This is a genomic window from Escherichia sp. E3659, assembly GCF_005781135.1.
Classification (GTDB): Bacteria; Pseudomonadota; Gammaproteobacteria; order Enterobacterales; family Enterobacteriaceae; genus Escherichia.
Genome location: NZ_VATQ01000028.1, coordinates 63,009 through 76,504 on the forward strand (window position 1 = coordinate 63,009; position 13,496 = coordinate 76,504).

Below are 13,496 nucleotides of genomic sequence, written 5' to 3' on the forward strand. Positions count from 1 at the left end.
CCCGCTGGCGCGGGGAACACATTGAAATACATTTATATTTACATTGTAAATACGGTTTATCCCCGCTGGCGCGGGGAACACTCCGTCATTTTAGCGGCTTTGCAACCTTTCCGCGGTTTATCCCCGCTGGCGCGGGGAACACTGGTGCGCTCCAGTCGACGCGTTCTGAGGTGGCGGTTTATCCCCGCTGGCGCGGGGAACACCCAGCGCCTCATTTATTCTCGCGCCGGTGTTCCGGTTTATCCCCGCTGGCGCGGGGAACACATTATTGGCTGGCTATGATGTTATGAATAAGTCGGTTTATCCCCGCTGGCGCGGGGAACACTAAATTTCTGGCACCATTGACATCGTATAAGGCGGTTTATCCCCGCTGGCGCGGGGAACACGTAGCCCGCCCGCGCCATCAATTCGATATGGTCGGTTTATCCCCGCTGGCGCGGGGAACACCTATTCAGTGTAGTGATTGATGCCTCTGACTCAGGTTTATCCCCGCTGGCGCGGGGAACACCCCGCGTAGTCGCGCTGTAATACGCCAAGCGGCGGTTTATCCCCGCTGGCGCGGGGAACACCAGCGCCTTTGCCAGCCTGGGAGAAAGGCTGGCGGTTTATCCCCGCTGGCGCGGGGAACACCGATAAAGAGTCAGAATCGAGGAATGGGATAACGGTTTATCCCCGCTGGCGCGGGGAACACGCGGCCAACGCCCATAATTGCAGCGACCGCGCCGGTTTATCCCCGCTGGCGCGGGGAACACCAGTGCATAATTCGCAAAATTCACGCTATATACGGTTTATCCCCGCTGGCGCGGGGAACACCATTGTCACCCCGCCGCCGCTGGTTTATCAAACGGTTTATCCCCGCTGGCGCGGGGAACACTACCGATGACGGGGGTTGAGTGGGCTGATAAACGGTTTATCCCCGCTGGCGCGGGGAACACATTCACATCCGATTTCGTGACATGCGTCAGCCAGGGGTAATCTCCTTTTTCCAGGAACGGAGCTTCTTGCTGACCCTCTGCGCCACGCGCAAAGGCGGCGACGAGTTTGTCGCGCTGCTGTTGGGATAACGTAGCAGAAAGCAAAATGACGCTGTTTCCGCCGCGCGCCTGCCGCTCGATCAACCCTTCAAGAATGCACGACATGTAAGCGTCACAGGCGTGGATCTCATCAGCCAGCAGGATTTTATTACTCAGCCCCAGAAGCCGCAGATTATTATGTTTGAACGGCAGCACCGCCATCATCGCCTGATCCAAAGTGCCGACGCCAATTTCAGCCAGCAACGCCTTCTTGTTACTGTCGGCAAACCAGGCCGCACATCCCTGACTGAACGTTTGTTCGTCCGGTTCTTCTGACCCGACTAAATCACCAGACCAGAGTGATTCATTAAAGCGGTCCATTAATGTGCGGGCACTGTGTGCCAGCACCAGGCTGGGGCGAGATTCTGGCGAATAGAAAGCAAGCCAGGTTTTGACCAACCGATCGTACATGGCATTGGCCGTTGCCATTGTTGGCAGGCCAAAAAACAAACCCTGTGCTTTCCCCGCAGCCATCAACCTGTGCGCCAGGATAAGCGCCGCTTCTGTTTTACCTGCGCCAGTCACATCTTCCAGAATAAATAACTGTGGCCCTGGCTGGCTGATATCCAGATCCAGCACCTTTTGCTGTAACGGTGTCGGGTGCTCAATAAAAGGAAACAGCGTATTAATTCCGGTGAAAGGTGCAGTTTTTGCTTTTGGAGGAAAGACGGTTAATGCGTTTTGAGCCTGAACTAAAGTTTTCTGCCAGTAATCTTCAATATCCATAGCACGTGCGACGCGTGGAAAAAACCGCGTTGACGACCCCGTCCAGTCTGCGAGTACGACGGTTGCAGAGATATACCAGGAAAGTTGTTTTAAAAGTTCAACTCCCTCGTCATCATCCCAGAATGCGGGGATCTCGATGAGCGGAAACAGTACCTTGATTTCAAGGAGAAAATCTCGTGCGGCAGCTTTGTCTTCAGGCAGAAAATTATCCAGTTCATCAATACGGTCAGGGGGCCGACCATGATGCCCGGTAGTCATGGGCATCCACATCTCCAGCACCCGTTTAAGTTTGCGCGGAGAGAGTGAAGAGGCAGGAGGCAATTCTTCGCATTCACTTAAATAATGATGCCACAGCCAGTAGCCCAGCGTTGAATGAGAGATCTTTTCGTAATTCTTTCTTGCGCCTTCCGGAACCTTGAGTTGTGGGTGCCGGTAAAGTTGCTGAAATGAGCGGGCAAATTTTCCAGTATCGTGCCAGCACAACAACCAGGCGAAAAATTGTGCTGCCTGCTCCGTGTCAGCGAAACCTAATTGACGAAAATAGTCAGCCAGCCCGAAGCAGTTGCTTTTAACCATTAAATAGCCCATTGCGGCTACATCAAGCGAATGCCAGCAAAGAAGGTGATAGTCGTCACCACCTTCTTTCTCGCCACGTCGGGTTTTTCCCCAGAAATCAAAGAAAGTCACAATGTTTTTATCCTTCAGTAAAACTTAAAGGATATTTACGCATATATTAAAAATTATCTGTGATATATATCGTTCAATAAAATATTTGCATTATGAATAACTCAATGATTTTCATCTGTACTATATATGAATAATAAACACAGGCATAATATTCACATGAAAAATATAAATTAAAAAAGGGTGCAGGAGACCAAACCATCACAATTCAGTACGCGGGGTTTTACCCCCGCGTGGTGGCTACTTCTTCGATTCGTAAGCGAGAACAGCCTTAAACTCCATACCACGTTCTCTGATACTCAACTCACACAACGAGTCGCCTACCATCAGCGTGAATCCCAGTACTGTACAACACAGTACGATGATTGCCGCAAGGGCATATTTTGTCAGCATGTCTTGCCTCCCTGCAAAGAAGAGACTAACATTCGAATTGTTTGGGTTCGAACGTAAGCCTCAGGTTGATAGAAATATCGCCTGGGGCTTTTGTCCATCTGGAACCTCGCGAATGCTTAACGCCAGACAGCCTCAAGCACCCAACGCCATTCTATACCTGTTAATTCTTCCAGCGGCGTTCACGTTTAAAATCAGGAATGCTGCTCGCAAAATAAAAACGCCCCCATCATTTCTGACAGAGGCGTTTAATTTATCCGGCAATATTTACCCTTCGTGTAACCCACATTCTCTTTTTAAGCCAAAGAAACGCGTTTCTTCTTCCGCCATGCCGGGTTCCCATTTACGGGTTGTATGGGTATCTCCCACCGATAAATATCCTTCGTCCCATAATGGGTGATATTTCAGGCCATGTTTTTGCAGGTACTGATAAATAGTTCGGTTATCCCAGTCGATAATCGGCAGCACTTTAAATACGCCACGCTGAATTGCCAGCACCGGTAAATTGGCGCGGCTGCCGGATTGTTCACGGCGCAGGCCAGCAAACCACGTTTGCGCATTCAGTTCTTTCAGCGCCCGGTTCATCGGTTCGACTTTGTTGATGTCATTGTATTTTTCAATGCCTTCAACGCCCTGCTCCCACAGTTTGCCGTAGCGTGCTTCCTGCCAGGCGGCGCTTTCGGTAGCACGGTACACTTTCAGGTTGAGCTTGAGTTTGTCCGTTAACTCGTCAATAAAGCGGTAAGTTTCCGGGAACAGATAACCGGTATCGGTGAGGATCACCGGAATATCCGGGCGAATCTGGTTCACCAGATGCAGGCTCACCGCCGCCTGAATGCCAAAGCTGGAAGAAAGCACATATTCACCGGGCAGATTATCCAGCGCCCAGGCAACGCGGCCTTCAGCGTCCAGTTTTTCCAGTTCGGCGTTAGTTTGGGCCAGCGCCAGAATCCGGTCTACCTTTGGCAGTTCGTTCAGGGTGTTTAGATCGAGTTTGGACATAAGTTCCTCACTGTTTGCCTTGCCTGATGCGACGCTGTCGCGTCTTATCAGGCCTACAAGACCGGGCTGATGGTTAATCCCACAGATCCCGCGCCGGGTCGAGCACCGGGCGAATGATGCCCGCACGCACCGTAAAGTCGCCGAAGCCTTCACCCGCTTCACGCTCTTTCGCCCAGCGCCCTATCAGTTCATCAAGCGACGCCAGGATTTCCGGCTCGGTGATGTTTTCTTTATACATCCGTGGGATACGTGTCCCCATGCGGTTGCCGCCAAGATGCAGGTTGTAGCGACCCGGCGCTTTACCCACCAGACCCACTTCCGCCAGCATCGCGCGACCACAACCGTTCGGGCAGCCTGTTACACGCATCACGATATGCTCATCGCTGACACCATGTTTCGCCATTAAATTATCGATGTTATCGATAAACGACGGCAGGAAACGCTCCGCTTCCGCCATCGCCAGCGGGCAAGTCGGGAATGACACGCAGGCCATTGAGTTTTCACGCTGCGGCGTGACGGCATTCATTAACCCGCTCTCTTTGGCGATCTTCTCGATCTTCGCTTTCTCGCTTTCCGGTACACCGGCGATGATCAGATTCTGGTTCGCCGTAATGCGGAAATCGCCTTTGTGGATCTTCGCGATCTCCAGCAGGCCAGTTTTCAGCGGACGCCCCGGATAATCAAGGATGCGTCCATTTTCGATAAACAGCGTCAGGTGCCAGTTATCATCAATACCTTTAACCCAGCCAATACGATCGCCTCGTCCGGTGAACTCATATGGACGGATCGGTTCAAATTTGATCCCCGCGCGACGCTCCACTTCCGCTTTAAACGTCTCAACCCCCACGCGCTCCAGCGTGTATTTAGTTTTGGCATTTTTACGATCGGTTCGGTTACCCCAGTCACGCTGAGTTGTCACGACGGCTTCCGCCACCGCCAGCGTATGCTCCAGCGGAAGATAGCCAAACTCGCTCGCAGTGCGGGCGTAGGTTTTCTTGTTGCCGTGTTCGATGGAAAGCCCACCGCCCACCAGCAGGTTGAAGCCCACCAGCTTGCCGTTTTCGGCGATCGCCACGAAGTTCATGTCGTTGGCATGCAGATCGATATCGTTCTGCGGCGGGATCACTACCGTGGTTTTGAATTTACGCGGCAGATAGGTCTGGCCGAGGATCGGTTCTTCATCGGTGGTGGCGACTTTCTCCTGATCGAGCCAGATCTCCGCATAGGCGCGGGTTCGCGGCAGCAGATGTTCAGAAATTTTCTTCGCCCATTCATACGCTTCCGCATGCAGCTGCGACTCGAACGGGTTCGAGGTGCACAGCACGTTACGGTTCATGTCGTTGGCGGTGGCTAACGCATCCAGACCGACCGAGTGCAGCATCTGGTGCGCAGGTTTGACGTTCTTTTTCAGAATACCGTGGAACTGGAACGTCTGACGGTTGGTCAGACGGATGCTACCGTAAATGGTGTTTTCCACCGCAAATTTGTCGATCGCCTGCCACTGTTTGGTGGTGATTACACCACCCGGCAAGCGACAGCGGAGCATCATCGCGTGACGCGGTTCCAGCTTCTGTTCAGCACGTTCGGCGCGGATGTCACGGTCATCCTGCTGATACATACCGTGGAAACGGATCAGCAGGAAGTTATCGCCCTTAAACCCACCGGTCAGGCCGTCATTTAAATCTTCAGCAATCGTGCCGCGCAGATAGTTGCTTTCAAGCTTCATGCGCTCGGCGTCTGCCAGTTTACCTTCGACCACTAAAGGCCCTGGATGTTTTTCGCTCATTAGTAGACATCTCGCTGATAACGGCGCTCTACGCGCAGCTCACTTAAAAATTCATCCGCCGCTTCGGTGTCCATGCCACCAAATTCGGCAATCACTTCCAGAAGTGCCTGTTCAACGTCTTTCGCCATGCGATTAGCGTCGCCGCAGACATAAATGTGGGCACCGTCATTGATCCAGCGCCACAGCTCCGCGCCCTGTTCGCGCAGTTTGTCTTGTACGTAAACTTTTTCTTTTTGATCGCGCGACCAGGCGAGATCGATGCGCGTCAGCACGCCTTCTTTCACGTAACGCTGCCATTCCACCTGGTAGAGGAAATCTTCCGTAAAGTGTGGGTTGCCGAAGAAAAGCCAGTTTTTGCCCGGCGCTTCGTCGGCGGCACGTTGCTGCATAAAGGCGCGGAACGGCGCAATACCAGTACCTGGGCCAATCATAATCACCGGGGTTTCCGGGTTAGCGGGCAGGCGGAAGTTGTCGTTATGTTCGATAAAGACGCGGACTTCGCCCTCTTCTTCCACGCGATCCGCGAGGAAGCTGGAGGCACCACCGGCACGGGCGCGACCTTCCACGTCGTAACGCACCACGCCAACGGTGACGTGTACTTCGTTCTCGACTTCCGCCTGCGAGGAGGCGATGGAATACAGGCGCGGGGTCAGCGGGCGCAGCAGATCAATCAGCGCTTCGGCATCCAGCTGTGCCGGAGAGAAACGCACCATGTCGACAATCGGCGTGGTCGCGGCGTAATGCTGCAACTTCGCTTTATCGCCCACCAGCGGCAGCAGCGTTTCGCTGCGCGTTAAGGTAGCGTAGTTCTCAACGATATTGGCGGTGTTGACGGTCAGTTCGAAGTGCCACTGTAGCGCCTCGTTCAACGGCAGGGTTTTGCCCTCAACGGTGACAGGTTCATCGCCTTTCAGCCACAGCAGTTCGACAAGTTCTTTCACCAGTGCCGGATCGTTCTGATACCAGACGCCCAGCGCGTCACCCGGCTGGTAACGCAGGCCAGAGTCACCTAAGTCAATTTCGATATGGCGAACGTCTTTTTCAGAGTTACGCCCGGTAATTTTCTGGTTAACCGAAAGGCTCGCCACCAGCGGCGCGTCTTTGCTGTACGGGCTGGTGTGGATTTCATTTACCGCGCCAGTAGCGACGGATTGTGAAGGTGCTGCGACAGGCGCGCGCGATTTAAGCGCATCAACCACGCGGGCGCGCCACTCGCTGGCAGCGGCCTGGTATTCAACGTCGGCATCGACACGGTCGAGCAGGCGTTCACCGCCCAGTTCCGCCAGCTTGCTGTCAAAATCTTTCCCGGACTGGCAGAAAAATTCATAAGAGCTATCGCCAAGGCTAAACACGGCAAACGCGGTGTTTTCCAGCTTCGGCGCTTTTTTGGAGAACAGAAACTTATGCAGCGCGACGGCTTCTTCCGGCGGTTCCCCTTCCCCTTGTGTTGACGTCACCACGATAAGCAGTTTTTCACTGGCGATTTGTTTGAATTTATAGTCGCCCGCGTTCACCAGCTTAACGTTCAGTTTTACCGCTAATAAGTCATCGCGTAACGCTTCGGCGACCCGACGCGCATTGCCGGTTTGCGAAGCGGAGATAACAGTAATACCCGGCATTTCTGCGGCGGGCGCTGGCGTCGCTGCAAGCGTAGCAGGCTGCTGATTGAGCACGCCCCAGAAATAGCCAGAAACCCAGGCAAGCTGGGTGGGCGTTAAATCGGTAGTGGCCGCCTGAAGGCGTGCCAGTTGCTCCGGGTTCAACGGAAGCAACGCGGAAGGTGGGACCTGTGTCGTCATGCGTCGTTATGTTCCAGTAAGCAAAGCTGTTTATCGGCCCTGTCAGCGCCCATAAAACAGAAGAGAAGGTAAGGTTAACGGCGCGAAGGGGGTGGATTAAAGACGGGATAGCGATAACTAATAACCAAATCGACTAACCTGTTTTAGCAATAGTCTTTAACAACAAAATAGATTTATTAACTCAATGAAAAATAAATAAATATCGACCGCAATTAAGTTAAATCGGTCATTTTGCGCAACAAACCCGTTTTTAGTAATGCGAAAAAACAGGCTTTCCGGTACTCTACGGCGGTTTTATCGTCCTGTAGAGAAATTATGATGTCCACCACGTTATTTAAAGATTTCACCTTCGAAGCCGCTCACCGTCTGCCGCACGTCCCACAGGGACATAAGTGCGGGCGCTTACACGGGCATTCTTTTATGGTGCGCCTGGAAATCACAGGGGAAGTCGATCCGCATACGGGCTGGATTATCGATTTCGCTGAACTGAAAGCGGCGTTTAAACCGACCTACGATCGCCTCGACCACTATTACCTCAATGATATACCCGGTCTGGAAAACCCAACCAGCGAAGTTTTAGCAAAATGGATTTGGGATCAAGTTAAACCCGTTGTACCGCTATTAAGTGCAGTGATGGTGAAAGAAACCTGCACTGCAGGCTGTATCTATCGCGGCGAATGATAAGAGTGTGTCGGCGGTCAATTTCCCTTAAGTAACGCTATGTTAGGGTGTTGCGCTCAGGATATCTGGAGCACACCATGGAAGATGACTGCGACATTATTATCATCGGTGCGGGTATAGCAGGCACCGCTTGTGCTTTACGCTGCGCGCGGGCAGGTTTGTCCGTTCTGTTACTGGAACGCGCTGAAATTCCCGGCAGTAAAAACCTTTCCGGCGGGCGTTTATATACCCATGCGCTCGCTGAACTCCTCCCGCAATTTCATCTGACCGCGCCCCTTGAGCGTCGCATCACCCACGAAAGTCTTTCTTTATTAACACCAGATGGTGCCACGACATTTTCCAGCTTACTGCCCAGCGGTGAATCATGGAGCGTGTTACGCCCGCGATTCGATCCGTGGCTGGTTGCCGAAGCCGAAAAAGAAGGTGTCGAGTGTATCCCTGGTGCGACGGTAGATGCGCTGTATGAAGAAAACGGCAGAGTGTGTGGCGTTATCTGTGGTGACGATATTCTCCGCGCCCGTTATGTCGTCCTGGCAGAAGGTGCCAATAGCCTCCTGGCAGAACGCCATGGATTAGTTACCCGCCCTGCTGGCGAATCAATGGCGTTAGGAATCAAAGAAGTGCTGGCGCTGGAAACATCCGCTATTGAAGAACGTTTTCATCTGGAGAATAACGAAGGCGCAGCGTTGCTGTTCAGCGGCGGAATCTGTGATGACTTTCCCGGCGGCGCATTTCTTTATACTAATCAACAAACGCTCTCGTTAGGGATTGTTTGCCCGCTCTCTTCCCTTACGCAAAGTCGTGTTCCGGCAAGCGAGCTGCTGGCTCGCTTTAAAACGCATCCGGCAGTACGTCCGCTTATCAAAAACACGGAATCGCTGGAGTATGGTGCGCATCTGGTGCCAGAAGGTGGCTTGCACAGTATGCCGGTGCAATACGCCGGTAACGGCTGGCTGCTGGTGGGCGATGCGTTACGCAGTTGCGTCAATACCGGAATCTCCGTGCGCGGCATGGATATGGCGCTGACTGGCGCACAGGCGGCGGCACAAACGCTGATAAGCGCCTGCCAGCACCGCGAGCCGCAAAATCTGTTTCCGCTTTATCATCAAAACATAGAACGCAGTCAGCTGTGGGATGTTCTACAACGTTATCAGCATGTTCCGGCGCTTTTGCAACGCCCGGGATGGTACCGTGCGTGGCCTGCGTTAATGCAGGATATTTCCCGTGATTTATGGGATCAGGGTGATAAACCTGTTCCACCGCTGCGCCAGTTATTCTGGCGTCATTTACGTCGTCACGGCTTGTGGCATCTGGCGGGCGATGTTATCAGGAGTCTGCGATGTCTGTAGCCCGTAATCTCTGGCGCGTTGCTGATGCGCCGCACATTGTTCCGGCTGACTCCGTTGAGCGTCAGATGGTACAACGGTTGATTAACGCCTGTCCGGCTGGTCTTTTTTCGCTCACACCAGAAGGTGACTTATGTATTGATTATCGCAGTTGCCTTGAGTGCGGAACCTGCCGTTTGCTGTGCGACGAAAAAACACTACAACAGTGGCGCTATCCACCTTCCGGATTCGGCATCACCTACCGTTTTGGATAAATAATAAGGATAATTTATGCCCCTCTTACACCTGCTCCGCCAGAATCCGGTGATTGCTGCCGTTAAAGATAATGCCAGCCTGCAACTGGCCATCGATTCTGAATGCCAGTTTATTTCCGTGTTGTACGGCAATATCTGCACCATCAGTAATATCGTTAAAAAGATTAAGAACGCCGGGAAATATGCTTTTATTCATGTTGATTTGCTGGAAGGCGCGTCAAATAAAGAAGTGGTGATTCAGTTTTTGAAACTGGTGACCGAGGCGGATGGAATTATCAGCACCAAAGCATCGATGCTAAAAGCGGCAAGAGCGGAAGGTTTTTTCTGTATTCATCGCCTGTTTATTGTTGATTCGATTTCGTTTCACAACATTGATAAGCAAGTTGCGCAATCGAATCCGGATTGTATTGAGATCCTGCCAGGCTGCATGCCCAAAGTGCTGGGCTGGGTGACGGAAAAAATCCGCCAACCGCTGATTGCTGGCGGGCTGGTGTGCGATGAAGAAGATGCGCGTAATGCGATTAACGCAGGTGTCGTGGCGCTTTCCACCACGAATACCGGGGTCTGGACGTTAGCGAAAAAATTGCTTTGACGGGATAACCGTAACGAATTGAATTTGTGTGATTTGTAGGCTGCACGCCAAATCTGGCATTCAGCGCCTGATGCGACGCTTGACGCGTCTTATCAGGCCTACAAGCCCGAAACCCGTCTACGCCGCATCCGGCTGTACGTTATTGGCAATCTGCGTGAATGTTTGTCACCAGTGCCTCCAGCACGGCTTTCCAGTCATCTACCACGCCAACATCTGCCTGCGAAAATACCGCCGCGCTGGCGTCATGATTAATCGCCACCACAAACTTACTATTACGTACGCCCGCCATTAACGCTGCCGCACCGGATGCGCCCGCCACAATGCAAACATCTGGCGCCAACAAATGCCCGGAAATACCAATGACCTTTTCGGCTTCAAAGCCACCGTTCATCACTCGCGCCCGACTGTAGCCCACTTCTGCCCCCAGCTTTTCAGCCAGCGTAGCGATTTCCTGGTTATCTGCCTCGCCGCCCTGCCCCACTACCAGTACTCGTCTGGCCTCAGCTAATGGGTCACGGGTAACATTTTTCAGGTTTTCTATGTTAACCAGCCACTCGGGAAGCGCTCCGGGAACAATATTCAGTTGTTGCATACCAGAGGGCAACGTGACGTTTTTCGCCGCTCCAACCTGGCGCGCCAGGGAAAGACATAGCGGGCGTTTTTCTGTTTGCAGCGTCGCCGTTAGCGCATTTCCCCAGTGGGATTTGCGCACGCTTGCGGTCGGTATATCTAATGAAATCACCTGGCAGACACAGGCTCCATGTAAACGCCAGGCCAGCCGGGTCGACAGTTCATCACCAAACGTTCCCGGCGGAAAGAGAACAACGTCCACAGGCGTTCGCTGCCACTGTTCAACCAGCGCATCCAGCACCTGTTCCGCGACCATCGGCTGCGGCTCGATTTGCCAGTGCGTTAGTGTGCTGCCGCTGAAATCCTGCTCCACCAGCCAGCCCGCCATTGCGGCATGTTCCTGATTTATTGTCACAATTGCGATATTCATGGCTGCATCCTTTGGCGTAAATAGTCCTGCCATAGCTTTTGCGCTTTTTCTGCTACCGTTTGCCCATCAATCAGCGTCGCTCTGCGTCGTTGCTCTGGCCTTGCCAGTTGCAGGCACTGCATCGCTGGCGATTCAGCAGCAACAGTTTTGCGAATAATTTCCGCTTTCCCCGCCGCCATACGCTGGCGCATTCCCGGTACTGGCAAGGCCACTTCACCGCACTGGCGCACGGCAATCACCACAGGCAAGCGGACACGACAACAGCGCAGCCCATTTTCAGTACGCTGTTCGAGGGTGATAAACGGCGCGTCGAGTGTGAAACGCTCCACCTGGGTGAAACAGGGCCAGCACAGCATTTCCGCCAGCAAAAATGGCGTTTGTCCATTCTGCCCTTCGCTGCTTTGGCAGCCGGTAATGATCAGATCCAGCGGATTCTGGTACTGCCATTCGGCAATATGGCGAGCGACAAATTCCGGCGCAAAGCGCAGATCTGCCGCCGTCTCCAGCAATATAGCTTCCTCAAACCCAAGAGCCATGAGATAGCGCAGCCAGTGCAATGCCCGTTCATCCCCCATGCTCAACGCGGCTAAACACATCGGCGTACCGTTTTTTCTCTGCGCCAACAGCAGCGCGGCAGCGGCCTGTTCATCAGCACCGAGTAAACTTCGCAGTAGCGAAACATCCGGTCCGCTATTACCCTGAGCCGCCGCCTGCCACTCTTTTTCCGCCAGCATCCCGGCATCCGGTTCGGCTTTAAACGCTAACAGTATGTTCATTCGCACCTCCTACATTTCCCGCCGCCACCAGCGGGAGGGCTTTAGTTTCTGGTGCCCATAGCCAGGTCACGACAAAACCAACTAACAACACTGCCGCCAGGAGCAATAAGGTGACTTGCATTCCCCACTGCGCCAGCACCCACGGCAGCAGGCCAGTACTTACCGCCGCGCCAAGTCGACTCATGGCGGTGGCAAAACCGACGCCCAGCGAGCGAATGTCAGTAGGAAAACTTTCCGCAGGCAAAATGCCCACCAGATTACTGACTGCCGAAATGGTGGTGCTGAAGAGAACAAAAAGCAGCAGCGTTAATGAACTGCCGGAAGGCAAACAGGCCATCACTACCAGCGTTGCCGCCAGCAGCAAAAAACTTCCCAGCAAAAATTTGCGATGTGCCAGCAGGTGCGTCAGAACTAATCCCAGCAGCGCGCCAACAATTAACAACGCATTAAGCATCAGGCTGGCGGTCAGCGCATCTTCCAGACCAATAGTCTGGGCAATGGTCGGCAGCCAGGTATAAATCACAAACCATGGGATTACGAGGCAGACAAAGAAGACGCTGTTAAACGCCGTGCGCCGCCAGTAGCGCGAAGAGAACAAGGTTTTGATGTGTTTATGGGTCGCCGTTGCCACTTCATCGCCCAGTAAAACATGGGGACCAAAATAGCGATGCACGATAGCGTGAGCTTCTGCAAAACGCCCCTGTCGCAGTAGCCAGCGTGGCGATTCTGGCGTTCCCCAGCGTAATAACGTAATCAACAACGCGGGCAGAGCTGCCGATGCCAGCAGCCAACGCCAGGCTTCCGGGTTTTCGGAAATAAAGTGATGTCCGGCAATACTTGCCAGCACATAGCCTACGGTCCACACCACGCTGAACGCGCCCAGCAAAATACCGCGGTGGCGGCGCGGGGAAAATTCAGCCAGCAAGGTGTGACCGACTGAGTAATCGCCTCCCAGACCAATGCCAATCAAAATGCGCAGTCCAATAAGATGCTCTGGCGTGGTGGCAAAAAATTGTAAAAACGAAGCAAGCGTAATCAGCAAAAAGCTGAAGGTGAAGATTTTTTGTCGCCCAATATGGTCGGAGATCCAGCCCAGCACCAGGCTGCCAAGAAACAAACCAAGGAGTGCTGAGCCGCCAATCATTCCCGCCATAAACGGCGTCAGTTGCATGGCTGGAGTAAGCTGAATAATGGCGTAACCAATGACGCCGAGGACATAACCGTCAGTCAGGTGCGCACCGAAAGTGAGCGCAGCAATGCGGCAGTGAAAACGGTTAAGCGGTAAATCATCCATTCGCACCGGTGAAGTGTTCATCTTTACCCCTTCATTGTCCGGTAATAAGAACGGCTTCTCGCCTGAGAAGCCGAAAAGGCAACGTCCCGTCAT

The 13,496-nt window shown here is 53.2% G+C and carries 11 protein-coding genes, 1 pseudogene and 1 CRISPR repeat array; of the genes and pseudogenes, 4 read left to right on the plus strand and 8 right to left on the minus strand.

Going from position 1 to position 13,496, the window contains the following annotated elements; genetic code table 11:
• Positions 1–935: direct repeats of the CRISPR family, unit length 20 nt; unit sequence CCCGCTGGCGCGGGGAACAC.
• The 5 genes and pseudogenes from FEK47_RS19140 to cysJ all read right to left on the minus strand — a co-directional run.
• Positions 936–2,529 (minus strand): annotated as a pseudogene (locus FEK47_RS19140) (CRISPR-associated endonuclease Cas3''); the annotation flags it as partial.
• Positions 2,530–2,723: 194 nt separating this feature from the next.
• The gene (locus FEK47_RS19145) at positions 2,724–2,876 is read right to left on the minus strand and encodes a Hok/Gef family protein (protein ID WP_130214493.1); all 153 of its coding nucleotides are present in this window, start codon (positions 2,874–2,876) and stop codon (positions 2,724–2,726) included.
• Positions 2,877–3,140: 264 nt separating this feature from the next.
• A complete protein-coding gene (gene cysH, locus FEK47_RS19155) occupies positions 3,141–3,875 on the minus strand; it encodes a phosphoadenosine phosphosulfate reductase (RefSeq protein ID WP_032222508.1) in 735 nt (244 codons plus the stop codon).
• 73 nt (positions 3,876–3,948) lie between these two features.
• Entirely contained in the window at positions 3,949–5,661 is a 1,713-nt protein-coding gene (cysI, locus tag FEK47_RS19160; RefSeq protein WP_135403770.1) for an assimilatory sulfite reductase (NADPH) hemoprotein subunit, read from the minus strand.
• A complete protein-coding gene (gene cysJ / locus FEK47_RS19165) occupies positions 5,661–7,460 on the minus strand; it encodes an NADPH-dependent assimilatory sulfite reductase flavoprotein subunit (protein ID WP_135487370.1) in 1,800 nt (599 codons plus the stop codon). Before cysJ ends, cysI begins: the two co-directional genes overlap by 1 nt.
• Positions 7,461–7,775: 315 nt before the next feature.
• Between cysJ and queD the strand changes: the two genes are divergently transcribed.
• The 4 genes from queD to FEK47_RS19185 all read left to right on the plus strand — a co-directional run bounded on the left by queD (position 7,776) and on the right by FEK47_RS19185 (position 10,333).
• Complete coding sequence (gene queD, locus FEK47_RS19170) at positions 7,776–8,141, plus strand: 6-carboxytetrahydropterin synthase QueD (protein WP_016159619.1); 366 nt, start codon at positions 7,776–7,778, stop codon at positions 8,139–8,141.
• A 77-nt stretch (positions 8,142–8,218) separates the two neighbouring features.
• Entirely contained in the window at positions 8,219–9,490 is a 1,272-nt protein-coding gene (locus FEK47_RS19175) for an FAD-dependent oxidoreductase (protein ID WP_135487369.1), read from the plus strand.
• Entirely contained in the window at positions 9,481–9,741 is a 261-nt protein-coding gene (locus tag FEK47_RS19180) for a ferredoxin family protein (protein WP_135487368.1), read from the plus strand. Before FEK47_RS19175 ends, FEK47_RS19180 begins: the two co-directional genes overlap by 10 nt.
• A 16-nt stretch (positions 9,742–9,757) precedes the next feature.
• Complete coding sequence (locus tag FEK47_RS19185; RefSeq protein ID WP_001130266.1) at positions 9,758–10,333, plus strand: glycerol-3-phosphate responsive antiterminator; 576 nt, start codon at positions 9,758–9,760, stop codon at positions 10,331–10,333.
• Between the two features lie 139 nt (positions 10,334–10,472).
• Here FEK47_RS19185 and FEK47_RS19190 read toward each other — a convergent pair whose 3' ends face one another.
• The 3 genes from FEK47_RS19190 to FEK47_RS19200 are packed head-to-tail and all read right to left on the minus strand — an operon-like array spanning position 10,473 to position 13,496.
• Positions 10,473–11,333: an electron transfer flavoprotein subunit alpha/FixB family protein gene (locus FEK47_RS19190; protein WP_135487367.1), complete on the minus strand. Its 861-nt coding sequence runs from the start codon at positions 11,331–11,333 to the stop codon at positions 10,473–10,475.
• Positions 11,330–12,109: an electron transfer flavoprotein subunit beta/FixA family protein gene (locus tag FEK47_RS19195; protein WP_135487366.1), complete on the minus strand. Its 780-nt coding sequence runs from the start codon at positions 12,107–12,109 to the stop codon at positions 11,330–11,332. The genes FEK47_RS19190 and FEK47_RS19195 overlap by 4 nt, the downstream gene beginning before the upstream one ends.
• Complete coding sequence (locus tag FEK47_RS19200) at positions 12,087–13,496, minus strand: MFS transporter (protein ID WP_167854660.1); 1,410 nt, start codon at positions 13,494–13,496, stop codon at positions 12,087–12,089. The genes FEK47_RS19195 and FEK47_RS19200 overlap by 23 nt, the downstream gene beginning before the upstream one ends.

Bases quoted from the DNA above. Each gene is read 5' to 3' on its own strand.
- FEK47_RS19145 (WP_130214493.1), bottom strand. From the start codon at position 2,876: ATGCTGACAAAATATGCCCTTGCGGCAATCATCGTACTGTGTTGTACA.
- cysH (WP_032222508.1), bottom strand. From the start codon at position 3,875: ATGTCCAAACTCGATCTAAACACCCTGAACGAACTGCCAAAGGTAGAC.
- cysI (WP_135403770.1), bottom strand. From the start codon at position 5,661: ATGAGCGAAAAACATCCAGGGCCTTTAGTGGTCGAAGGTAAACTGGCA.
- cysJ (WP_135487370.1), bottom strand. From the start codon at position 7,460: ATGACGACACAGGTCCCACCTTCCGCGTTGCTTCCGTTGAACCCGGAG.
- queD (WP_016159619.1), top strand. From the start codon at position 7,776: ATGATGTCCACCACGTTATTTAAAGATTTCACCTTCGAAGCCGCTCAC.
- FEK47_RS19175 (WP_135487369.1), top strand. From the start codon at position 8,219: ATGGAAGATGACTGCGACATTATTATCATCGGTGCGGGTATAGCAGGC.
- FEK47_RS19180 (WP_135487368.1), top strand. From the start codon at position 9,481: ATGTCTGTAGCCCGTAATCTCTGGCGCGTTGCTGATGCGCCGCACATT.
- FEK47_RS19185 (WP_001130266.1), top strand. From the start codon at position 9,758: ATGCCCCTCTTACACCTGCTCCGCCAGAATCCGGTGATTGCTGCCGTT.
- FEK47_RS19190 (WP_135487367.1), bottom strand. From the start codon at position 11,333: ATGAATATCGCAATTGTGACAATAAATCAGGAACATGCCGCAATGGCG.
- FEK47_RS19195 (WP_135487366.1), bottom strand. From the start codon at position 12,109: ATGAACATACTGTTAGCGTTTAAAGCCGAACCGGATGCCGGGATGCTG.
- FEK47_RS19200 (WP_167854660.1), bottom strand. From the start codon at position 13,496: ATGACGGGACGTTGCCTTTTCGGCTTCTCAGGCGAGAAGCCGTTCTTA.